At 63.2% G+C, this 22,493-nt stretch carries 21 protein-coding genes, 3 tRNA genes and 1 pseudogene; 13 read left to right on the forward strand and 12 right to left on the reverse strand.

The features are described 5' to 3' along the window. Together PG879_RS18620 and orn are read right to left on the reverse strand one after the other, a co-directional pair. A tRNA-Gly gene (locus PG879_RS18620) sits at positions 1-76 on the reverse strand. A 177-nt stretch (positions 77-253) separates the two neighbouring features. Next, a complete protein-coding gene (orn, locus tag PG879_RS18625; RefSeq protein ID WP_042014296.1) occupies positions 254-799 on the reverse strand; it encodes an oligoribonuclease in 546 nt (181 codons plus the stop codon). A 91-nt stretch (positions 800-890) separates the two neighbouring features. Here orn and rsgA point away from each other — a divergent pair, with 91 nt between their 5' ends. The 5 genes from rsgA to PG879_RS18650 are packed head-to-tail and all read left to right on the forward strand — an operon-like array spanning position 891 to position 3,732. Continuing rightward, complete coding sequence (gene rsgA, locus PG879_RS18630; RefSeq protein WP_039040203.1) at positions 891-1,925, forward strand: small ribosomal subunit biogenesis GTPase RsgA; 1,035 nt, start codon at positions 891-893, stop codon at positions 1,923-1,925. 29 nt (positions 1,926-1,954) lie between these two features. Continuing rightward, positions 1,955-2,827, forward strand: coding sequence for an archaetidylserine decarboxylase (asd, locus tag PG879_RS18635; RefSeq protein WP_052816309.1), 873 nt, complete (start codon positions 1,955-1,957; stop codon positions 2,825-2,827). After that, on the forward strand, positions 2,824-3,072 hold the full coding sequence (locus tag PG879_RS18640) for a VF530 family DNA-binding protein (RefSeq protein WP_010675488.1): 249 nt from the start codon (positions 2,824-2,826) through the stop codon (positions 3,070-3,072). The genes asd and PG879_RS18640 overlap by 4 nt, the downstream gene beginning before the upstream one ends. Positions 3,073-3,076: 4 nt before the next feature. Further along, on the forward strand, positions 3,077-3,328 hold the full coding sequence (locus PG879_RS18645; RefSeq protein WP_010675489.1) for a DUF2960 domain-containing protein: 252 nt from the start codon (positions 3,077-3,079) through the stop codon (positions 3,326-3,328). Between the two features lie 2 nt (positions 3,329-3,330). After that, positions 3,331-3,732, forward strand: coding sequence for a hypothetical protein (locus PG879_RS18650; protein WP_042014295.1), 402 nt, complete (start codon positions 3,331-3,333; stop codon positions 3,730-3,732). Between the two features lie 96 nt (positions 3,733-3,828). On the opposite strand, the gene PG879_RS18655 is transcribed toward PG879_RS18650, so the two are convergent. Then, entirely contained in the window at positions 3,829-4,323 is a 495-nt protein-coding gene (locus tag PG879_RS18655; protein WP_029314787.1) for a hypothetical protein, read from the reverse strand. Between the two features lie 166 nt (positions 4,324-4,489). On the opposite strand from PG879_RS18655, the gene PG879_RS18660 reads away from it, so the two are divergent. Next, positions 4,490-6,463 (forward strand): sensor domain-containing protein, encoded by a 1,974-nt coding sequence (locus PG879_RS18660; protein ID WP_270830566.1) that lies wholly within the window; start codon positions 4,490-4,492, stop codon positions 6,461-6,463. Between the two features lie 68 nt (positions 6,464-6,531). On the opposite strand, the gene rraB is transcribed toward PG879_RS18660, so the two are convergent. Then, positions 6,532-6,867: a ribonuclease E inhibitor RraB gene (gene rraB / locus PG879_RS18665; RefSeq protein ID WP_010675493.1), complete on the reverse strand. Its 336-nt coding sequence runs from the start codon at positions 6,865-6,867 to the stop codon at positions 6,532-6,534. A gap of 381 nt (positions 6,868-7,248) precedes the next feature. Between rraB and PG879_RS18670 the strand changes: the two genes are divergently transcribed. Together PG879_RS18670 and PG879_RS18675 are read left to right on the forward strand one after the other, a co-directional pair. Then, positions 7,249-7,324, forward strand: a tRNA-Phe gene (locus PG879_RS18670). A gap of 5 nt (positions 7,325-7,329) precedes the next feature. Beyond that, positions 7,330-7,405: transfer RNA gene (locus tag PG879_RS18675), tRNA-Asn, on the forward strand. 64 nt (positions 7,406-7,469) lie between these two features. On the opposite strand, the gene PG879_RS18680 is transcribed toward PG879_RS18675, so the two are convergent. After that, a complete protein-coding gene (locus PG879_RS18680) occupies positions 7,470-7,691 on the reverse strand; it encodes a hypothetical protein (protein ID WP_010675494.1) in 222 nt (73 codons plus the stop codon). A 155-nt stretch (positions 7,692-7,846) separates the two neighbouring features. Continuing rightward, complete coding sequence (locus PG879_RS18685; RefSeq protein ID WP_080989908.1) at positions 7,847-7,981, reverse strand: hypothetical protein; 135 nt, start codon at positions 7,979-7,981, stop codon at positions 7,847-7,849. 236 nt (positions 7,982-8,217) lie between these two features. Between PG879_RS18685 and PG879_RS18690 the strand changes: the two genes are divergently transcribed. After that, complete coding sequence (locus tag PG879_RS18690) at positions 8,218-9,495, forward strand: alpha/beta hydrolase (RefSeq protein ID WP_052815207.1); 1,278 nt, start codon at positions 8,218-8,220, stop codon at positions 9,493-9,495. 97 nt (positions 9,496-9,592) lie between these two features. After that, positions 9,593-13,153, forward strand: coding sequence for an ATP-binding cassette domain-containing protein (locus PG879_RS18695; RefSeq protein ID WP_052815206.1), 3,561 nt, complete (start codon positions 9,593-9,595; stop codon positions 13,151-13,153). A 153-nt stretch (positions 13,154-13,306) separates the two neighbouring features. Here the strand turns inward: PG879_RS18695 and PG879_RS20615 are convergent. The 5 genes and pseudogenes from PG879_RS20615 to trmB all read right to left on the reverse strand — a co-directional run. Then, positions 13,307-13,414: pseudogene (locus PG879_RS20615) on the reverse strand (YgdI/YgdR family lipoprotein); the annotation flags it as partial. Positions 13,415-13,597: 183 nt separating this feature from the next. Beyond that, complete coding sequence (locus PG879_RS18705; RefSeq protein WP_370736844.1) at positions 13,598-14,881, reverse strand: sulfurtransferase; 1,284 nt, start codon at positions 14,879-14,881, stop codon at positions 13,598-13,600. A gap of 38 nt (positions 14,882-14,919) precedes the next feature. Beyond that, entirely contained in the window at positions 14,920-15,840 is a 921-nt protein-coding gene (gene glsB / locus PG879_RS18710; protein WP_010675499.1) for a glutaminase B, read from the reverse strand. Between the two features lie 96 nt (positions 15,841-15,936). Then, positions 15,937-16,269 (reverse strand): YggL family protein, encoded by a 333-nt coding sequence (locus tag PG879_RS18715; RefSeq protein WP_010675500.1) that lies wholly within the window; start codon positions 16,267-16,269, stop codon positions 15,937-15,939. Between the two features lie 26 nt (positions 16,270-16,295). Next, positions 16,296-17,009 (reverse strand): tRNA (guanosine(46)-N7)-methyltransferase TrmB, encoded by a 714-nt coding sequence (trmB, locus tag PG879_RS18720; protein ID WP_010675501.1) that lies wholly within the window; start codon positions 17,007-17,009, stop codon positions 16,296-16,298. 260 nt (positions 17,010-17,269) lie between these two features. Between trmB and PG879_RS18725 the strand changes: the two genes are divergently transcribed. Both PG879_RS18725 and PG879_RS18730 read left to right on the forward strand, forming a co-directional pair. Further along, on the forward strand, positions 17,270-18,337 hold the full coding sequence (locus PG879_RS18725; RefSeq protein WP_010675502.1) for a M28 family metallopeptidase: 1,068 nt from the start codon (positions 17,270-17,272) through the stop codon (positions 18,335-18,337). Positions 18,338-18,536: 199 nt separating this feature from the next. Then, positions 18,537-19,718 carry an aminotransferase-like domain-containing protein gene (locus PG879_RS18730; RefSeq protein WP_052815204.1) on the forward strand — a complete coding sequence of 394 codons (1,182 nt, stop codon included), beginning with the start codon at positions 18,537-18,539 and terminating at the stop codon, positions 19,716-19,718. A gap of 63 nt (positions 19,719-19,781) precedes the next feature. On the opposite strand, the gene PG879_RS18735 is transcribed toward PG879_RS18730, so the two are convergent. Beyond that, positions 19,782-21,323, reverse strand: a complete 1,542-nt coding sequence (locus PG879_RS18735) for an EAL domain-containing protein (RefSeq protein WP_052815203.1) — start codon at positions 21,321-21,323, stop codon at positions 19,782-19,784. A 246-nt stretch (positions 21,324-21,569) separates the two neighbouring features. Here PG879_RS18735 and PG879_RS18740 point away from each other — a divergent pair, with 246 nt between their 5' ends. After that, positions 21,570-22,475 (forward strand): TIGR01777 family oxidoreductase, encoded by a 906-nt coding sequence (locus tag PG879_RS18740; RefSeq protein ID WP_052815202.1) that lies wholly within the window; start codon positions 21,570-21,572, stop codon positions 22,473-22,475. The last annotated feature ends 18 nt before the right edge of the window (positions 22,476-22,493 follow it).

The following is a 22,493-nucleotide window of genomic DNA, read 5'->3' on the forward strand; positions in this document are numbered from 1 at the left end:
TGGAGCGGGAAACGAGACTCGAACTCGCGACCCCGACCTTGGCAAGGTCGTGCTCTACCAACTGAGCTATTCCCGCAAAACCTGAAAACAGACCGTACAGCATTTGGTTGCTTGCGCTACTGTACGGGAGCCGAATTATAAGAGCAGACATTCCAATTGCAAGGGCTTTTTTGTCTGGTTGCAGCCGTTCGCTCAAAAGCTGGCCGAACTGCTGATTTTAGCAACCGAACGACGGCAAACCCTTGCCAGCCACTCAGATTTTGAAGACGTGGGCGCGGTAGAACTGCAGTTCGGCAATGGATTCGCGGATGTCGTCCAGCGCCTGGTGGGAACCGCTCTTCTTGAACTGATCCAGCAGTTCAGGCTGCCAACGACGGACCAGCTCCTTGATGGTGCTGACGTCCACGTTGCGGTAATGAAAGAAGGCTTCCAGATCGCTCATGTGCTTGACCATGAAGCGGCGATCCTGGCCGATGCTGTTGCCGCACAGGGGGCTGGTGCGCTCCGGCACCCACTGGCGAATGAAGGCGAGGGTCTCGGCAACGGCCTTGGCCTCGTCGTATTCACTCGCCTTGACCCGGGCCACCAGCCCGCTCTTGGTGTGGGTGTTGACGTTCCAGTCATCCATCTTGCCCAGCTCTTCCTCGCTCTGGTGGATGGCGATGACCGGCCCTTCGGCCAGCACGTTCAGGTCCTTGTCGGTGACGATGGTGGCGATCTCCAGTACCACGTTCTCTTCGGGGTCCAGACCCGTCATCTCCATGTCGATCCATACCAGGTTCTGCGCGCTGACTGTCATGATTGCTCTCTCTATTGGGAGGAATGGCGGAATTTTGCCAATTTGCATGTATCATACTGGCTTTGAATCTGTTCATAAACTGGCAAACCCCGTGGCAAAGAAAGCAAAACTCAATCTGGGTCAACAAAGGCGCGTCCAGGCCAACCGCGAGCGGCGGCTGCAAAAAGAGCACACCACAGTGGTGGATGACACCCTGTTCGGCCCCGCCATCGAAGGGGTGGTGATCAGCCGTTTCGGCCAGCACGCGGATGTCGAGGCAAGCGATGGTGCCATCCACCGCAGCAACCTGCGGCGCAGCAGCATCAGCAGCCTGGTGTGCGGCGACAAGGTGGTGTGGCGCCCCGGCCTCAATGCCGCGACTGCCGGCGTCATCGAGGCGGTGCATCCGCGCCACTCGGTGCTGACCCGGCCGGACTTCTACGACGGGGTCAAACCCATCGCCGCCAACATCGACCAGATCATCATCGTCTCGGCGGTGATGCCCGAGTTCTCCACCAACATCGTCGACCGCTACCTGGTGGCGGCAGAAGATGTGGAGATAGCGCCCCTCATCGTGCTGAACAAGGTCGACATGCTCGATGACGCGGCCCGCGCCCGTATCGAGCACCAGCTCGAGACCTACCGCAAGCTCGGTTACGAGGTGCTGCTGGTGAGCTGCGAGAGCGGTGAGGGCATCGACGCCTTAAAGGCGGCGCTCACCGACAAGATCAGCATCTTCGTGGGCCAGTCCGGGGTGGGCAAGTCGTCCCTCACCAACGCCCTGATGCCGGGGCTGGACGTGCTCACCGGCGAGATCTCCGAGAACTCGGGGCTCGGCCAGCACACCACCACCACGGCGCGGCTCTACCACTTCCCGAGCGGCGGCGATCTCATCGACTCCCCCGGGATCCGCGAGTTCGCCCTCTGGCACCTGGAAGCCGACCGCATCACCTGGTGCTTCGTCGAGTTTCGCGACTACCTGGGTGGCTGCAAGTTCCGCGACTGCACCCACAAGGACGATCCCGGCTGCGCCCTGCGCGCCGCGGTCGAAGCGGGCGCCATCAGCGCCGATCGCTTCCACAACTACCACCGCATCCTGGAAACCATGCAGGAAGCCCGCCACGGTCGCCAACAGGCGCGGCTGTGACCCGTTCAACTCATTCCCAGATGAAGATCATGAGCATCACTGACAACCTGAAAATTGCCGGTCAATACTGCCTGCCCAAACACGCCCTCTCCCGCCTGGTGGGCAAACTTGCCGCCGCCGAAGCGGGCAACCTCACCACCAGGGTGATCGAGGCCTTTATCAAGCAGTACCAGGTCGACATGAGCGAGGCGCTGCACGAGAGCCCTGCCCACTACAAGAGCTTCAACGAATTCTTCACCCGCGAGCTCAAGCCCGGCATCCGCCCCGTGGTGGAAGACGCCATGACCCTGGCCCTGCCGGTGGATGGCACCGTCAGCCAGCTCGGGCCCATCAGCCAAGGTCGCATCATCCAGGCCAAGGGCCACGACTACAGCGCCCGCGAGCTGCTGGGGGGCTATGAGGATCTGGTGGCCCCGTTCAAGGATGGCGACTTCGCTACCATCTATCTGGCACCCAAGGATTACCACCGCATCCACATGCCGCTGGACGGCGTGCTGGAGAGCATGGTGTTCGTGCCGGGGGATCTCTTCTCCGTCAACCCCCTCACCGCCGAGAACGTGCCCAACCTGTTTGCCCGCAACGAGCGGGTGGTGGCCACCTTCCGAACCCCCCACGGCCCCATGGCCCTGGTGCTGGTCGGTGCCACTATCGTGGCCAGCATCGAAACCATCTGGGCCGGCAACATAGCGCCGACCAAAGAGAAGAAGGTGGTGCGCTGGGACTACACCGGCGATGAAGCCATCACCCTGCAAAAGGGGGCCGAGATGGGCCTGTTCAAGCTGGGCAGCACAGTCGTCTGCCTGTTTGGCCCGGGCATGCTGGCCGGTTTCGAGCCGCACCTGGCCAACGGGGTCACCACCCGCATGGGTCAGCCCTTTGCCACCCTGGCGGCGCAGGTATGAGCGATCAACCCACTTCCCAGAAGAACAACCCGCTGCACGGGCTGACCCTGGAGGCCATCGTCACCGCCCTGGTCGCGCACTATGGCTGGGAAGCGCTGGGGCAGCAGATCAATATCCGCTGCTTCACCGATAATCCCAGCATCAAGTCCAGCCTGAAGTTCTTGCGCAAGACCCCCTGGGCCAGAGAGAAGGTCGAAAGCCTCTATCTGTACGTCCAGCGCAAGCAGGCCAAAGAGAAGGAGTGACGCCATGGCGTTCAAGATTACCTACACCTACAAGAAGCAGGCCAGGGAGATTGGCTATGCCAACGACAAGTTCAACAGCATCTATGATGCCGTTGCCGCCGCCGAGGGGATCGATCTGACCCGCTTCCACGCCATGGAAGAGCAGTTGGCCCAGGTGTGCCGCCGCGACAAGAAGAGCGTGAAGGATTACCGGGAGAACTACTTCAAGGAACTGGGCTTCTCCAACATCGTCATTGAACGGGACGCCAAGGAGTAACCATGCGCACCCTGACCCTGATGGCGGCCACCCTGCTGCTGGCCGCCTGCAACACGACACCGAAGGAGCCCCTGGTCGGCGCGGATCGCGACGAACATGGCTGCATCGGCAGCGCGGGCTATCAATGGTCGGCGCTGGCAGGCCAGTGCGTGCGTCTGTTCGAGCAGGGCATTCGCCTCAACCCGACCGATGCCGGTCAGACCGTCAGCGCTTTCGTGCTGTTCAATGCCGATCAGAGTCAGGCCGAGCTGACCCTGCCAGAGGGCGAGCCGATCCGGCTGATCCGCCAGGGCGAAGAGGGCAACTGGTCCTGGCAGGGCGGCGGCTATCAGCTCTTCCCCTGGAAGGGGTATGTGCTCAAGTCCGGCGACCATGTGCTCTATCACGGCGATCTGACCCCCTGATCCTCGTCATCCCTCCCCTCACGCCCTGATGGGCGCAGAGCAGGCATAAAAAAACCCCGTTGCACGCAACGGGGTTTTTCATGATACCCGGCAGGATCAGTTGCCGAGGGTGGAGAACAGGCTCTGTTCCAGGCTGCCGCGGGAGACGCACACCGGGGTGATGGAGGGAGCCAGTACTCGCTCGCCGGAGGACTCGACGAAGTAGAGCTGGGTATTGCCCTTGACATTCACGGTGGCGACGCTGTTGTTGCCGCTCTGGGTGATGATCAGGTTGATCTGCAGGTTGGGGTTGCCCAGCGCCACCTTGGACCCCATGGTGCCGCAATCCAGCCACTCCAGACCATCGGCCGAGTTTTCCACGTTGGCGGTCATCAGACCGGCACCACGCTGGCTGTTCTCGATGTTCAGACCGTGATCGCCGAACCACTTCTCGGCACGGGCCCACACCAGATCCACCGGGATCGCCATCTCCTGGGTGTTGTTGGTTGCCTTGGCAACCGGCGGGGTATAGCGATACTGCTCGCCGCCGTTGTTGTCGCTCGCACAACCCACCATCAACAGGGCCAGGGCGCCCCCCATTATCTTCTTCATGCTGCTTCTCTCATCCATAAGGCCATAGGCCGACCGGCGGCTATTATGGCGATCGCGACACAGGCTGTCAGCAGGGATCCGCACAAATGGCGTACTCTTAACCCAGGCTTTACAAAACCCACCTGTTATCATAGATTTGCTCGAAGTCTCCCCCGTGAGTGCTCTCGTGACTTCTTCGCTCTCCCTGGCGCTGCTGCAGCAGATCATCGACCAGTTACCCATGAATATCTTCTGCCGGGACAAGCACGGACGGTACCTGTTTGCCAACAAGGCATTCGCCAGGGAAGCCGGCCTGCAAGACCCGAGCGAACTCATTGGCAAGAGCGATGCCGAGATGCCCTGGGGGGATGTATTCCGGGAGGAAGATGACCGCCTGCTGGCCGACGGCAAACCCCTGCTGCACCAGCAGCTCCATTGCCACAGCGGCGAAGGCGCCAGCTGGATGGAGATCAACAAGGTTCCCCTGTATGACGAGCACGGCGACCCCATCGCCCTGTTTGCCATGGTCAGCGCCATCGATCAGCGCAAGGAGCTGGAGCAAACCTTCCGCCAGCAGCAGTTGCTGCAACGCCGCCTGCTGGATGCCATTCCCGACCTCATCCGTCTCGAGGATCATCAGGGCGTGCTCATCGACTGCAACCAGGCCTTTCTCGACTTCATGGGGCTGGTGGCAAGCGAGGCTCTGGGTCGGCGCGTCCCGCCCCGGCTGCCCGTCGAACAAACCCTGGGTCAGGGGGAGTATTGCGTGGTGGATGCCCAGGGCAGAGGCCGCCATCTGGAGGTCACCCGGGTCGAGGTGCCGGATGACGAGGGCAACTCCCTCGGCATCCTGACCCTTAGCCGCGACATCACCGGGCTGCGCACCACCCAGGCCCAGTTGCAGCAAGAGCAGCACTACGACAGCCTGACCGGCCTGCTCAAGCTCTCCCACTTCCTGCAGACCAGCCGTCATCTGGGGGCCCGCAAGGCCAGCCTGCTGCTGGTGGATCTGCAACATTTTCGCGAGATCAACGATCGCTTCGGCATACGGGTCGCCGACCGCCTGCTGAGCCAGGTGGCCCGCCGCCTGCAACGACTGGCGCCGCCCCAGTCCCTGCTCTGTCGGGTCGCGGCGGATGACTTCACCCTGCTGCTGCCCGAGCTCCCCCTCTCTCTGGATGCGTGGAGCCGCAACCTGCAGCAGGAGCTGATGACGCCCTATCAGGTCGAGGAGCACAGGATCCAGATCCCGGTGTTCCTCGGCATCGCCCATGGCAAGGCCAAGGATGCCGAGCGTCTGCTGAGCCACGCCGAGGCCGCCCTGGCCCAGGGCAAGCGCCAGCAGCAGCACTGTACCCTGTTCGACCCCGCACTCGATGCCAAGCTCAAACGCCGCCAGCTCATCGCCGCCCAGTTGCCACTCGCCATCAAGTCCGCCGAGCTGACCGCCGTCTACCAGCCCATCATCTGTACCCACAGCAACCGGCTGCACGGGGCAGAGCTGCTCTGCCGCTGGCCCCATCCCGAATTCGGCATGGTCTCCCCCGACGAGTTCATCCCGCTGGCGGAGGAGCTGGGGCTCATCGGCCAGCTCGGCCAGCTGATGCTGGAGCTCGGCTGTGCCCAGCTTGCCCGCTGGCAGGTGGCGGCCCCGGACCTGGTGCTCTCCATCAACCTCTCGCCCCTGCAGTTCCGCGATCCCGAGCTCTGCCCTCAGATCTTCGACTGCATCGCGCGCCACGGGCTCGCCCCCTGGCAACTGGAGCTGGAGATCACCGAAGGGGTGCTGATGGAGAATGCCGACGAGATTGAGAGCAACCTGGCCAGCCTCATCGAGGCGGGCTTCCAGCTCGCCATCGACGACTTCGGCACCGGCTACTGCTCCCTCGCCTACCTTCCCAGGCTGCAGGTGGCGACCCTCAAGCTCGACAAGAGCTTCACCCAGGGGCTGGCCACCAACCAGGCCACCACCGCCATCGTGCGTTCCGTCATCGGGTTGGGCCATGAACTTGGCATCAAGATCACCGCCGAAGGGGTGGAGACGCCGGAGCAGCAGGCCTGGCTGGTGCAGGTCGGTTGCGATCGGCTGCAAGGCTATCTGTTCAGCCGCCCCCTCCCACCGGCCGACTTTGCCCGCAGCTATCAGCTGCCGGAGCAGTAAGCCAGCAACAACAAGGCCACCCGAGGGTGGCCTTGTTGTTTTTGCAAAGCGTGCATGATCTGGCGCACTTACTCCTGGAAATAGGTGCCCCAGCCGTCGTAGTCCACCCCGTATTTCTCGAGGATGGGCAGCATCTTCTCGATGTCGGCGACGATGGTGTCGATGTCCAGCTTGCACTCCACCATGGCGTCGAAACAGAAGATGGTGGCGCCGTCGTCCAGCTCCATCTCCTCGGCGTCGGTCACTTCGAAACCGGCCTTGAACAGATCGACCGCCGCCTTCTCCAGCAGATCGAACTTCTGGCAGGCAAAGTGGTGCTCAATCTCGTAATCCAGATCCGGGTTGCTGCCATCGGCCAGCAGCTCGTTGACGATGGCGGCGGTCTCTTCGCGCCACTCTTGCATATTGGTATTCATATAAACCCCAGGCGGTGTTGGATGGATGTCACCCCTGCCAGCCGCGTCGGCCCGGACCATGGCCAGGGGATGAGTGCGGCAAAGCATACCCGCAGAGCGCGGCAGGCTCAATCGATGGGCCAAGATAACTGGCGCCTCTCCCGGCTTGGCGCCAGCGGGCAGCCCTCGGCACGTCAGGCAGCCCGCCATCCTTCATGATGTTCTGCTGGCCGCCGGCCCGCCCTGCCCCACAGGCGCCCCTCTTTTCATGGTTAAAACCGGGAAACCGGTCCAATCACGGGAAGATTGCTCGGATATCGAGCGAACGGTACATCAATCTGCGGCCTGTGGTTGACACCTCAGTCCAGAAAGGGTTTAATGCGCGCCGTTGCCCAGATAGCTCAGTCGGTAGAGCAGGGGATTGAAAATCCCCGTGTCGGCGGTTCGATTCCGTCTCTGGGCACCAACTATTCCTCCTTAGTTCAGTCGGTAGAACGGCGGACTGTTAATCCGTATGTCACTGGTTCAAGTCCAGTAGGAGGAGCCAAATTCGAAAGGCCCGCTCAGATGAGCGGGCCTTTTTGCATCTGTCATTTACTCACATGCCGGGGCTAGTAGTGGTTTTCGTCCCCATGCCATACGTGTCCGGCCGAGCAGGCCCGGGCGACTTCGTGGCAGGGGTCGTCCGCATGGCGGCGGAAGAAGTGCTGATCCTGTTGCAGCAGGAGCGAACTCATCGAGTGGCTCATGCCAGCCAGTGCCTCGCCGGCGGTCAATCCTGCAACCCGGTGATCTGTGGCCAAATGAGCCAGGACTTTTTCACGACTGTTCATGATCGCCTCCCTGTGTGGATCCGGTCGTAAATTGACCATAGCAGCCGTACTCTGCATACCGCAAACCCGCGCCAGCAAAGGGCTACAGGCAGGTCCCGCCCTTCTGCTCCGGCATGAAAAAACCCGCTCATGACAAGCGGGTCTGTTTCACTCAGCTAACCGCCGTTGCAGGCCGCCAGCAACAGAGTGGCACCCCAGGTGGCGCTGAACACCAGCAAACCCACCTGCAGCACCCCCTCCGGATCCCTCTGTGTGCGTCTCTTGCGAACACGTATCCATCTCGGCTTCATCGAGCCAACTCCATCCAGTTTCCTGCACCCGGGGTGCTGACCTATCCCTGCCCATCCCGGCAGGCGGCTCATCTTTGTCCAGTTGCAGCCCGCCGTCAACTGCGGCGAAACCACACCTTGTACGGCACCGACCTCAGGCTCCATCTCTGTTAACAATCTGGAAAACCGGCGTGACCCGCTCCTGCGCCAGGGCTATGATGAGGCCGACGATTTTCCTACCCTCAGGGAGACCCCAGATGAGCAGCCCCTTGCACTATGTGCTGGATGGCATCCATTGCGAGCCACACTTTTTTACCGTGCCCCTCGACCACCAGCATCCCGACGAGGAGGCGACCCTCACCCTGTTTGGCCGCACCCTCTGCCGCAAGGACAAGCTGGATGATGACCTGCCCTGGCTGCTCTATTTGCAAGGGGGCCCGGGCTTCGGCGCTCCTCGCCCGACCGCCGATGGCGGCTGGATCAAGCGGGCCCTGCAGGAGTTTCGGGTGCTGCTGCTCGATCAGCGCGGCACCGGCCACTCCACCCCCATCAGTGCTGACGCCCTGGCGGGGATGACCCCAAGTGAGCAGGCGGATTACCTCGGCCATTTTCGCGCCGACAGCATAGTGCGCGACGCCGAATGCATTCGCGAGGTGCTGAGCCCGGGGCGCCCCTGGAGCCTGCTCGGCCAGAGTTTCGGCGGCTTTTGCAGCCTTACCTATCTCTCGTTGTTCCCGCGGAGCCTGCACGAGGTCTACCTCACCGGCGGCGTGGCACCCATCGGGCGCAGTGCGGATGAGGTCTACCGCGCCACCTACCAGCGGGTGGCGGACAAGAACCGCGCCTTCTTCACCCGCTTCCCCCATGCACAGGCCCTGGCCAACCGGCTGGCCAATCACCTGCACCACCACGACGTGCGCCTGCCCAACGGCCAGCGCCTGACGGTGGAGCAGTTGCAGCAGCAGGGGCTGGATCTGGGGGCCAGCGGCGCCTTCGAGGCACTTTACTACCTGCTGGAAGACGCCTTCATCGGCGAACGCCTCAACCCCGCCTTCCTCTATCAGGTGCAGGCCATGCAGCCGTTCAACACCAACCCGGTGTTCGCCATCCTGCACGAGCTCATCTATTGCGAAGGGAGTGCCAGCAACTGGGCGGCCGAGCGGGTGAGAAGGGAGTTCCCTTCCCTGGCCTGGGCGCCAGGCAAAGATTTCGCCTTCACCGGTGAGATGATCTTCCCCTGGATGTTCGAGCAGTTCCGCGAGCTCATTCCCCTGAAGGAGGCCGCCCACCTGCTTGCCCAGAAAGCGGACTGGGGTCCCCTCTACGACCCGGCGCAGCTGGCCCGCAACACTGTGCCGGTGGCCTGCGCCGTCTATGCCGAGGACATGTACGTGGAGTTTGACTACAGCCGCGACACCCTGAAGGGGCTTGGCAACAGCCGCGCCTGGATCACCAACGAGTACGAACACAACGGCCTGCGGGTCGATGGCGAGCGGATCCTGGATCGGCTCATCCGCATGAACCGGGATCGCTGATCCCGCCGGGCGCACGCCCGCAGCAAGACAACAAGTTCGAGGGCGGCCCATGAGCCGCCCCGCCCATGGAAGCAACACAAAACAACAAGGACACCCATTGGATCATCCGGAAATCTCGGCCGGCTGGCTGAGTCGCCTCTTCTATCGCTGGACCGGCCCGCTGCTGCACAAGGGGCTCACCCAGCCCCAGGTCAGTCTCGACGATCTCTATCCCCTGCTGCCGGAAGACAGGCGCGACGGCCGCGCCGACGCCTTCCTCGCGCTCACCGCCCGCCAGCCGGTGCGCCCCTGGCCCCTGACCGCCTTTATCTGGCGCCATTACAAGGGACGAATTGGCCTGCTCACCCTGCTGCAACTGCTCGGCATGCTCGCCACCCTGACCAGCCCCTGGCTGCTCAACCACAGCATGACCCAGCTCGGCACCGATGCCACCACCGGCCACAAGCTGCTGCTGGCCCTGGCCCTGTTCGCCTCCGTGCTCGCCGCCGGCATGCTGGCGGAGCACTCCCTGCAACTGGCCCTCAAGATGCACGTGCCCATCCGCCGTCTGCTGGCCGAATCCCTGCTCGCCAAGGTGATGAAGCAGGGTGGCAAGAGCTTCGACGACAGGGCCGGCGGCCGGGTTCAGAACCTCATCAACCGGGACGTGTGGGACATCACTTGGATTCTTGCGGACCCCGCCATGCCGGTCACCATGGCGCTGCAACTCATCGGCACCATCGCCCTGCTGGTGTGGCAGGTGGGCAGTGCCGGTCTGGTGGGCTTCGCGGTGCTGGCCCTGCTGCTGCTCATTTCCACCCGGGTGGTACGGCGAATGAACCAGCAGGAGCAGCAGCTCAAGCGTCAACAGGACGAGCGCAACGGCATCCTGGCGGAATACATCAAGAAGCTGCGGCTGGTGCGCCAGAACGGGCTTGGCCCCTTCTTCACCCGGGCGGCCAACACCAAGCGCCAGCAGGAATTGGGGGTGCTGGGCCGGGTGCTCAGGCTCGATGCCATCAACGAAGGGCTGATGCTGAGCACTCCCCTGCTGGTGACCCTGGCCACCTTCACCACCTACCTGGCGTCGGGCAACACCCTCACCCTGCCCCAGGTGTTCACCACCATCGCCCTGTTTACCGTGCTGCGCATCCCCATGATGCGACTGCCCTACCTCATCCGCACCCTGATCAACTTCAACACCGGCTTCAACCGGCTGTGCGAGTTCCTGAACAGCCCGGAGCAGCATCGGGAACTCGATGATCCCAGCTTGCCGGTGGGCAGCCTGCGGCTCGACAACGTCACCGCCCTGCACCAGCAAAAACCGGTGCTCGAGGGAGCCAACCTCGCCATCGCACCGGGGGAGCTCGTGGGGATCACCGGGGCCACCGGGGCGGGCAAGAGCTGCCTGCTGCATCTGGTTGCCGGCTTTGACAGCGAGTTTGCCGGCAGCATCCGTCGCCACGGCCGGGTTGCCCATCTGGGCCATAAACCCTGGCTGATGAACGACACCATCCGCAACAACATCCTGTTCGGCCAGCCCTGGCACGCCGAGCGCTATCGTTGGGTGCTCGGCGCCTGCGCCCTCACGGCCGATCTCGCGCTGCTCAGCCACGGGGATCAAACCCTGGTGGGGGAGCTCGGCACCCGCCTCTCCGGCGGCCAGCAACAGCGGGTCGCCCTGGCTCGCGCCCTCTACGCCCGGGCCGATATCCTGCTGCTGGACAACCCCTTGTCTGCGCTCGACCCCATGGTCGCGGCCCAGGTACTGGAGCAGGGGCTCGCCTTCAAGCCGGGGCCGACCCGGCTGCTGGTGAGCCACGACCCGGATGTGCTGGCCAGGTGCGATCGGGTGATCCGCATCGAGCAGGGGCGCCTGGCGGAGCTCGATGCCCACCAGTTGGCGGATCTTGTCCAGCATCCCCAGCCCGCCCCGCCGGTGCCCCCTCAGGAGGCGGAGCAGTTCAGCGAGGAGAAAGTGGTGGAGGGCAAGGTGGACTGGGGGCTGTTTGGCTTCATGTGGCAGCGCCTCGCCGCCCCCGGAGCCATCCTGCTCGTCCTGCTGCTCACCCTGGGCCAGGAGGGGCTGCGCATCGCCTCGGATCTCTGGCTCGGCGGCAAGGCCGAGGTGAGCGACGTCACGACCCTGCTCGGCATCTATGTGCTGCTGGGGGCGGGCTCCCTCGCCTGCATCATGGCGGTGCGAGTCATCAACTACAAACTCGGCCTCAAGCTGGCCTGGACCCTGTTTGACGGCATGCTGGGGCGCATCAGCCGCGCCCCCATGGCCTTCTTCGACAAGGTGCCCCAGGGGCGCATCCTCAACCGCTTCGACCGGGATCTGGGGGAGGCGCAAGAGATGCTGCTCTCCATGCTGGTGGGACTGTTCGGCATGCTGGTGTCCGTGGCCTTGCAGGTGGTGGTGATCGGCATCAATATTCCCCTGCTGCTGCTCATCGCCCCCCTGGTGGGATGGGCGCTCTATGTGTTGCAGCGCCGCTACCGGGCGGTGCAACTCAAGCTGCGGCGCCAGTCCTCGGTGCTGCGCTCCCCGCTCTACATCAGCATCAGCGAGACCATCCGCGGCGCCCCCGCCCTGCGCCTGGCCGGGGCCGAGCGTTTCGCGCTGGACCAGGTGCTGCACCACTATGACAACAACCTGCGCAGCTGGTACACCACCACCTCCATCAACCGCTGGCTCGGCATGCACCAGACCCTGCTCTCCGCCACCCTGGTGGGGGCCGTGGCACTCATGGTGGCCTTTGGCAACAGCCCGCTGCTTGGAGCGGTTGCCATCACCTATGCCTTTACCGCTTCCGCCATGCTCAACTCCCTCATCCGCACCTTTGCCGAGGTGGAACAGGTGATGAACGCGGTGGAGCGGGTGCGCGAATACAGCGAAATAGAGAGCGAACGCCAGGAGGGAGAGGCCCTCGCCACCCCTCATCCCGCAGTGCACTTCGACAACCTGGGGCTGCGCTACCCCCAGACCAGCCAGTGGGCGCTGCACAAGGTGAACTTCGAGCTGGCCCCAGGTGAAAAGGTGGGTGTGTGCGGGCGTACCGGGGCAGGCAAAAGCTCCCTGCTGGGGGTATTGCAGGCCATGTATCCCGCCTCCCAGGGAGAGATCTTCTACGGCGAGCAGCCACTGTCCCGGCTGGCACCGGAGGCGGTGCGCGATCTCTACGACACCGTCTCCCAGATCCCGCTCATCTTCTTTGGCTCCTTGCGGGCCAATCTGGCGCCCCTGACCGAGCATGACGACGCGGCACTGGAGCAGGCGCTGGCCCGGGTGGGCCTCGCCGAGCGCTGCGCCGGGCGGCTGGACGAGGATCTCGACAGGCTGCAACTCTCCGCCGGCGAGACCCAGTTGTTGGTGATCGCCCGCATCCTGCTGTCACGCCGACCGCTCATCGTGCTGGACGAAGCCACCTCGGACCTCGATCACGGCGGCATGCGCAAGATGACGGAGCTGCTCTACCGCTACCGGCCGGAGGCCAGCTATCTGGTGATCGCCCACCATCTGGAGCCGCTCTTGTCGGTGGACAAGGTGGTGGTGATGGAGGCCGGCACCGTGGTGGAGCAGGGTTCGCCGGTGAGCCTGCTGGCCAACTCCCACTCCCGCTTCCACCAGCTGTTTGCCGGCCAGGTCAACCGTCAAGTGCCCCAGACGGCATGAGCGCCAAAAATAACAAGGGCTGCCCGCGGGCAGCCCTTGTTGCTTGAGGAGAGCCTCAACGCTCCATGATCTGGGTGATGTCGTCCTTGTTGATATGCACCTCCCGCCCTCTTCATCGTAATAGCGATACATGCCTGTGGTCTCGTCCAACCTGGGTTTGCTGTCGGTGGCAATCATCTTGCCATCCTTGGTGCTCATGATGTATTGGGAGCTGCACCCCGCCAATCCCAACAGACAAATCAGCATCATCACAGCTTTCATCACTCTCCCCTTCTTCACGCTCACCCTGGCGGTGATAGGTGAAGCCTAGCTCAACCGGATGGCCCGTTTACCTTGATTGCAGCAACAGGATTCACAGAAAGAATCCACCTGCTATAGCCATTGAAAATGATCTATCAAGAAAAGAAAGACCGGACATCTGTCCGGCCTGCTCTGGATTATTAGTTACTTGCCCGGCTTGCGCTCGCCGGTGACGGTGGGGTTGGCCGGATCCATGCTCCACTCGAACCATCCGCCGTCGTAGACGCTGATCCGCTTCCAGTCCATCAACCAGGCGTAGAAGAACGCCTCGGAGGCGCGCCAGCCGGTGCCGCAGTAGAAAGCGGCCTGCTGGGTCGGCTCGATATTCCACTCATCCCACATGGCGAGGATCTCGCGGGCGGGCTTCATGGTGCCGTCCGGGTTGTGGAAGTCGCTCATGCTGTTGGCATCCACCCCGCCATGACCCCATCTGGCCCCGGGAATGTCCCCCTTGGGCTTGATGTAGCTGTAGCCCGAGGTATTGCCCACGAACTCGTCCCAGGTGCGCACGCTGACCAGGGCGCCGTCCGGCTGCTTGAGCAGGGCCTTGGCCTGGTCAAGGGTGGTGTAGTACTCGGGATGGGCCGGGATGGCCACGCCAAACTCCTTGGCCGGGGTGAACTTGTTGGCCAGCCCGGTCTCGGTGCGCAGATGCTGCACGAACCAGGCCTCCAGCCCGCCGTCCAGCAGCCGCACATCCTCGACCCCCGCATACATCATCAGATGGGCCGCACGGGCCGCCGCCATGGTGTTGCGGCCATAGAGGATGACGGTGGTGTCATGACGAATGCCGTTCTCCAGCAGCAGCGCCTTGAGCGCCTCGTCAGAGACCTTGTTCCACAGCGGCTCCCCTTCCAGCCGGTTGGTGTCGATGTAGCCGGCACCCGGAATGTGGCTCAGCAGATAGGCCTTGGGGGATCCCCAGTCCACCTCGAACACCTTCCACTCCCCCTTGGGGGCGGCGATGACCGGCTTGCCTGCCTGCAAGTCTGCCAGCCAGAGCGGATGGACCAGCTGCTGCCAGCGTGCCAGGTGCTCCCGGGGCGCCTCTTTCCATCCCTGCAGCTCGAACAGCTGCTTGATGCCCTGCTGGCGCAGCAGACGGGCCACCTCGGCCACCTCGCGAGGGGTGCCATAGAGGGCGACGGGTTTGTCGGCCTTCAACCCCTTGCTCGCGAGTGCCGCAGGCCACTCCTCGTCACTGTATTTCCACTCTGCGGAGAGCAGCTCGGCACCGGCCACATGGCCCCCCTGCTTCTCCCCGTCCATGGGCCAGCCCTGATAGAAATAGCTCGGGCGGGTATCCAGGATCACCGCCTCCTTGCCTTTGGCATCCGCCAGGGAGAGCGGGGGCAGCTCGGCGGCCAGCGCGGGCCAGGCACACCAGAGCAGCAAGGCGGTCAGGCAGCTTCGCCACAGTCCAGTCATTCGTTTCATGATGTCGTCTCGATGCATAGTGAAGAGAGTTAAAAAATGGAGCGGCCCAGGCGCTCGGCCAGCAGCTCCAGCGCCGCCGTCCCGGCCAGGGAGTTGCCCGCCTTGTTGAGCTCGGGTGACCAGACGCAGATGGAAAGCTCTCCCGGGATCAGCGCCATGATGCCGCCCCCCACCCCGGATTTCCCCGGCATGCCGACCCGGTAGGCGAAGTCGCCCGCCTCGTCATAGAGGCCGCAGGTGGCGAGCAGGGCATTGACCTGCTTGGTGGTCCGGGCTGGCAGCAGGGGCGTGCTCTCGCCAAGAGGGACGCCCCGGTTGGCCAGATAGACGAAGGCTCGTGCCAGATCGACGCAGCTCATGCGGATGGCGCAGGCATTGAAGTAGCTCTGCAATACCTTGTCCACCTCGTTCTCGAAGTTGCCATAGGCCTTCATCAGATAGGCGATGGCGGCATTGCGGGCGGAGTGCTGGTACTCGGAGCGCGCCACCACCTGATCCGCCATGATGGCCGGGTTGCCGCACAGGCGGCGCACCAGCTCCAGAGTGCGTTGGCGAGGAGCGGTGAGCCGGGTTTCCAGCAGATCGCTCACCACCAGGGCACCGGCGTTGATGAAGGGATTGCGGGGAATGCCCTGCTCGAACTCCAGCTGGACGAGGGAGTTGAACGGCTGGCCGGAGGGCTCCTTGCCCACCCGGGCCCAGATCTCCTCCTCCTGATAGAGGGTCAAGGCCAGCGTGAGGCTCAAGGCCTTGGAGATACTCTGGATGGAGAAGGGCTCGAAAGCGTCACCTGCGGTGAACAGTTCCCCTTCAACGGTACAGACCGCGATCCCCAGCCGGTCGGCAGGCACCTGGGCCAGGGCGGGAATGTAATCGGCCACCTTCCCCTGCCCGAGCAGCGGACGCACCTCTTCCAGGATGCCGGCCAGTAATTCGGATGACAACACCATTGGCTATTCCATGACGTGAAACGAGGCGGGGCCAGCCCACCGACAAAAATCCCGCCGGCGGCGGGATTTTCTATCTACCCGGGAGGCAGTCAGATATCAGGCCGGCTCGCCGTACCAGAGATCGAACAGCTCGGTGACCACCACGGCCTCCAGCCCTTTGCCTTGCAGCCAGGTCTGAACGGCGGAACGGTCTTCGTCGGTGCACTTGCCGAGCTGCTGGGTGCAGACCATCCCTTCCCAGGCCAGGTGACCCGAGCCGGCGAAGGCCAGCTTGCGAGGTTCGATCACCTCGTCGATCAGCGCATCGACCACGGCATCAATGGTCTCTTCGGCGGTGCCGACCGGGAAGTTGAAACTGATGTCGAACCCCATTTCCTGGAATTCATCGACGCGCAGTTTCTTACGCAGACGGCGGCTACGGTTGGCCATGATAGCTCCTTAGTTGATACGTTGACTCAGTTGACTCGTTTGAAAATCAGATCCCAGACACCGTGGCCCAGACGATGGCCACGCTGCTCGAATTTGGTCAGGGGGCGCCAGTCGGGACGGGGCACCCAGTTGCCGGTGGCGGAGGTGTTCTCGTACCCCTCGGCGGCACTCATCACCTCCAGCATGTGCTCGGCGTAGTTCTCCCAGTCGGTGGCCATGTGGAAGACGCCACCGATGGCAAGCTTCTGGCGGATATCCTGGGCAAAGGCAGGCTGCACGATGCGGCGCTTGTGGTGGCGGCTCTTGTGCCAGGGGTCAGGGAAGAAGAGCTGCAGGCAGGAGAGAGAACCGTTCGGGATCATGTGCTCCAGCACTTCCACCGCATCGTGGCAGATGACGCGCAGGTTGGTGACGCCCGCCTCCTGGGCGGTGCCAAGGCAGGCGCCCACACCCGGAGAGTGCACCTCGATGCCGATAAAGTTCTTCTCGGGGGCGTTCTTGGCCATCTCCACCAGGGAGGCGCCCATGCCGAACCCGATCTCCAGCACCACGGGTGCCTCGCGGCCAAACAGGGCCACCATGTCGAGCGGCTCTGGTGCGAAATCGATGCCCATGACCGGCCAGAGCTCTTCCAGGGCCTTCTCCTGCCCTTTGGTCAGGCGGCCTTCGCGACGGACGAAGCTGCGGATCTTGCGCATGAACTTGCCGTCTTCGTTAAACACATCTTGGGTCACAGACATAGTAAATTGCTCGTTATTGCATCGCTCTGGAACAGAGCCGACATAAATGGATCGCTCGTTATTGCATCAGTTCGCAAAAACAGGGGAGCGAATTATCCCAAGATAGGCACAAGGCGCAAGTGTTTCCCACAACAAATCCCCCGGGACTGCCCACTTCCACCAGCAAGGTTGACAAATGCCACCCCCTTCACAGAATCTGTCGGACGTCGGGTTCATCCTGATGCGGAAAAATAAAACCATATACAACAAAGGATTGCAGTATGAAGAAAACCCTGTTGGCCCTCGTCCTGCCTGCCCTGCTGGCCGGTTGCAACCCCTCTGACAACGACTCCCAACCCCCTGCCCCCGCCGCTCAGGCCCATGAATTTCTGGTGCAACTGAGCTCTGGCGCAGAAGGGATAGGCGCTCGCCCCACTGGCACCGAGGCCGAAACCCGCGCCGCCGCCTGGATCCAGGATCACCTGGCCGGCTGGGGTTACGAGGTGCAGAACCAGCCGTTCACCTACACCCGGGGCGGCACAGACCGAACCTCCCAGAACATCGTCGCCGAGCTCAAGGGTCAGAGCGACAAGGTGATCCTCATCGGTGCCCACTATGACAGCACCGGCGAGAAGAAAGGATCCGAAGGCGCCACCGACAACGGGGCCGGCGTCGCCGCCCTGCTGGCGGTTGCCGAGGCACTCAAGGGAGAGACCCTGCCCTACACGGTGCGCTTCGCCTTCTTCGGCGCCGAGGAAAACGGCCTCAACGGCTCCAAAGCCTATGCCGCCAGTCTCGACACCAATGCCGTCGCCAAGCTGCTGGCCATGGTGAACTACGACACCATCGCCGGGGGTGACATCGTCTATGTCCACTCGGCCCACTCCGACGTGGCCGAGTACAACTGCGCCGACCCGAGCCGCTACAGCTTCGATCCCAAGGTGCGCGATCGCCTGCTGGCCATCTCCCAGCAGACCGCCACCCCGTTCGCCATCCACCCCAGCTACAGCGGCTACCCGGAAGGGGAGACCGGCAGCTGGTCCGATCATGCTCCCTTTGCCTGCCTGGGGGTGCCCATCGCCTACGTGGAGGCCACCAACTTCACCATCAACGGGGAAGATGGCTATGACGGCTACTCCCAGAGCACCAATCCGGCGCTGTGGGACTGCTACGACGACGCCACCAAGAGCGCCTGCGACCGGGACAGCGAGACCCAGTGGGGCAAGATCTGGCACACGGAGCATGATCGCCTCGACAAGATGGCCGAGCTCTTCCCGGGCCGGATCGAGCAGCAGCTCGGGGCCAATACCGACCTGATGATCCGCTTCCTCAAGGCGCCGGGGCTCTGACCCCCATCCCGCCCGATGCCCCCCTGACAGGGGTTTTTGCGCCCCTGACCGGGGTCGGGACGATAAAATTCGGGCAGGTGCCAAACCTGCCCTTTTTTATGGATTTTTGTGACAGCCATTGCCTCATTTCTGAAATCTGATACAAACGGATAACCTGGCGGTTGAATGGAGCGACCGCCACCTAGTCAGAGAGAACCCTATGCAGCCGTTTTTTGCCCAGCGCTTCGAGAAGGTCGAGCCTTCCTTTATCCGCGAAATCCTCAAAGTTGCCGCCAATCCGGAGATCATCTCCTTCGCCGGCGGCCTGCCCAACCCCCATCTGTTCCCGGTCAAGGCCATCGAGCAAGCGTGCCAGGACGTGCTGCGCGAGCAGGGAGCCGCCGCGCTGCAATACGCCACCACCGAGGGCTTTGCCCCGCTGCGCCAGTTCATCGCCGACCGCTACCTGAGCCGCCACGGCATGGCCGTCAATCCTGACAACATCCTCATCACCAGCGGCTCCCAGCAGGCGCTGGATCTGCTGGGCAAGGTGCTGGTGAACGAGGGGCAGGATCTCATCATCGAAGAGCCGGGCTACCTTGGCGCCATCCAGGCGTTCTCCGTCTATCAACCGAACTTCAAGCCCATCACCCTGGGTGAAGAGGGGCTGGATCTGGCCGCGCTGGATGCGCTGCTGGAGCAGGGCTCCAGCGCCAGGCTGCTCTACGGCGTGCCCAACTTCCAGAACCCGAGCGGTGTATCCTACAGCCGCGCCAACCGGGAAGCCCTGGCCGAGCGCCTGGTGCGCCACGATCTGCTGATGGTGGAAGACGACCCCTACGGCGAGCTGCGCTTCGAGGGGGAACACCTCCCTCCCATCGCCAAGCTGGCCCCCCACAACACCGTGCTGCTCGGGTCCTTCTCCAAGACGGTGGTGCCCGCCTTCCGCCTGGGCTGGATGGTGGTGCCGGACTGGCTGCGCAAGAAGGTCACCATCGCCAAGCAGGCCACCGACCTGCACAGCAACGCCTTCAGCCAGCAGGTGCTGCACCGCTTCCTGACCGACAACTCCCTCGACGCTCACCTGGAGAAGATCAAGGAGGTCTATGGTCGCCAGCGTGCCGCCATGGAAGCCGCCCTCGCCCGCCACTGTCCGCCCGGCGTCAGCTACACCCGTCCCGAAGGGGGCATGTTCCTCTGGCTGACCCTGCCGTCCAGCGTCAGTGCCATGGCCCTGTTCGACGAGGCCATCAAGGAGAAGGTGGCCTTCGTGCCCGGCGCCCCCTTCTATGTGCGCCCCGAGATCCAGAATACCCTGCGCCTGAGCTTCTCCTGTGTGGATGAGGCGACCACGGAAGAGGGTGTTCAGCGTCTGTGCCGCGCCCTGGCCCGCATGCTCTGAGCCATCCGGCCATAAAAAAACCAGCGACCCGGTCGCTGGTTTTTTTTACCTCGCGCTTGCCCCTCAGCGCCCCTGTGCTGCCAGTTGGCTGACAAACTCCTTCATGGGCATGGGCCTGCCAAACAGGTAGCCCTGCAGGAAGGTCACCTCGCGGGCCTTCAGATAGTCGGCCTGCACCTGATTCTCCACCCCTTCCGCCACCAGTTGCAGACCGAGCCGGGTCGCCAGATCGATGACGTTCTCCACGATGTGGCTGGAGAGCGCGTCCGACCCAATCATGCCGACGAAGCTCTGATCGATCTTGAGGAAGTCGACCTGGAAGGTCTGCAGGTAGGTCAGGCTGGAGTGGCCGGTGCCGAAATCGTCGATGGCGATGAAGACCCCGAGGGCATGGAGCTCGGCAAAGAGCCGGTCCGTCGTCTCGTCCGCCACGATGAGCTCGCGCTCGGTCAGCTCCAGCACCAGCTTGATGGGATTCCCCTTGAAGGCGTTGATGAAATCCCGGCAATCTTCCACCAGGCTCAGATCCTTGCAGTGGCTGGCGCTGATGTTGAAGCCGAAGTGGAACCCTCGCGGCAGATGGTGCGCCTTGCCCGCAAACTGTTCGCGCACCTGCGCCATCAACAGCCGGGTCATGGGCACGATGAGGCCACTGTCCTCTGCCAGGGGAATGAAGCGATCCGGCGAGATCATCCCCTGACGGGGGTGTTGCCAGCGCATCAGCACCTCGCAACCGCTCCATTGGCCGTCCTCCCCGTTCACCACGGGTTGCAGATAGGGGATGAACTCCTGCTGGGACAGTGCCCGTTTCAGCTCCTGGGCCGGCGAAGTCGAACGGCCCATCAGCCAGAAGACCGCCACCCCGAGCAGCAGGCTCAGCAGAGGATAAATAATGACGCCCACCTTGGAGTAGTCCCAGATGTGGGCACGGTACTCATCCACCGACACCGTGGTCACTACCTTGAACGGGTACCTGGTCGAGACCTGTTCGAGATAGCCATTGCGATCCTTGGGGATCAGCTTGTCGGTGAGTTCGCTGTTTCGCAGCAGCATCTCGTTGCCGACCACCAGCCCCAGTGGGGAGTTGCGGCTCAGCATGTCCAGGATGTTGAGCAGGTAGTAGCCGTCGACCCCCACCAGCACGCTGAACTCGCCCACCTCTTCCCGGTAGGCGATGAGGGGGCGATTCGGGGTGACCGGGTTGCCCTTCATCAGGTCGAGCCTGCCCCCGACATAGTCATCCAGCTTGATGCCGCCATCGACCGGGCCATAGAGGGAAGAGCAGTAGATCCGATCCCCCCTGGCCAGGTTGACGCTGCGCACATCCGGCACCGTGGCCACCTGATCCCTGAGCCCCTGCACCACCTCGAGACAGGGCCTGCCCAGGCTGCCGGTGAGGGCCGACGCCGCCAACTGGGCATTGTCCAGAGTGCGGTCGAACATGACCCTGGCATGTTCCAGGCGCGCCACCGCATCCTGTTTCACGCCGGTGGCGGTCTGCCAGATGACGATGACGAGCCCAAGGAGCATGGGCAACAGACCGGCCAGCAAGGCACAGAGCAGCCGGACATAGAATTGACGCACCTTCAAACGTCGAAATGGCATAACGGCCCTCATGAACATGGCGAAAAAGCGCTCGAGTTTACCCGCTGGCGCCCGTTTGGCAAGCCGGAATGAGCCCCTGATACCGCCGCGCCACGGCGCCCCCCCGTGGTCGCAACACCCGGCAACCCCGTGGACAAAGGGGGCGGCGTCTTGGGAGACAAAAATCATAATGCTCATAAAAACAGGAGCTTGTCCATCGGGCACCCAGGCTCTAGAGTAGACCCTAGAGCGTCAGGGAGGCAGGACATGAAGATACTGATCACGGGGGGCACGGGGTTTATCGGCCGCCGTCTGGTGGCACACCTCAAGGTGGCGCACGAAGTAGTCGTGCTGACCCGCCAGGGCAGCCGGGCCTACGAGCTGCTCGGCCACGATGTCACCCTGCTGGACAGCCTGGACAGGCTGGATCACCTCAATGACGTGGACATCGTCATCAACCTGGCCGGCGAACCCATCGCCGCCGGACGCTGGAGCGAGTCCCGCAAGCAGTTGCTCTGCAACAGCCGCTGGCTGCTGACCGAACAGCTGGTGGATCTCGTCAAACTATCCAGCACGCCCCCCAGATTGCTGCTCAATGCCTCCGCCATCGGCTGGTATGGCCGCCAGGATGACGCTCCTCTGGATGAAACATGCCAGAGCCCTCACGACGAATTCACCCACCGTCTCTGTCAGCAGTGGGAGCAGCTTGCCCAGCAGGCCCGCTCGGCCCAGACCCGGGTCTGCATCCTGCGCATCGGCCTGGTACTCGGCATGGAGGGGGGCGCCTTGCCCAGGATGCTGCCCCCTTACCGCCTCGGCCTCGGCGGCCCCATGGGCAGCGGCACCCAGATGATGAGCTGGATCCACGTGCAGGATCTGGTGCGGGCCATGCTGTTTCTCATCGAGCACGGCGAGTGTGACGGCATCTTCAACGGCACGGCCCCGCAACCGGTCAGCAATCGCCGGTTCAGCGAGACCCTGGCCGCCACGCTCCATCGACCGCACCTCTTCTTCGTACCGGCACCCCTCCTGCGACTCCTGATGGGAGAGGCGGCGGATCTGCTGCTCACCGGACAGCACGTGCTGCCCGCCCGCTTGCAGCAGGCCGGTTTTCACTTCAGCTTCTCGGCCCTGCCCGGCGCTCTGGACAATCTGCTGCACTCACCCCGTTGACCCAATGACACATCCCGA

This window comes from Aeromonas sp. QDB63, assembly GCF_027707425.1.
Classification (GTDB): Bacteria; Pseudomonadota; Gammaproteobacteria; order Enterobacterales; family Aeromonadaceae; genus Aeromonas; species Aeromonas caviae.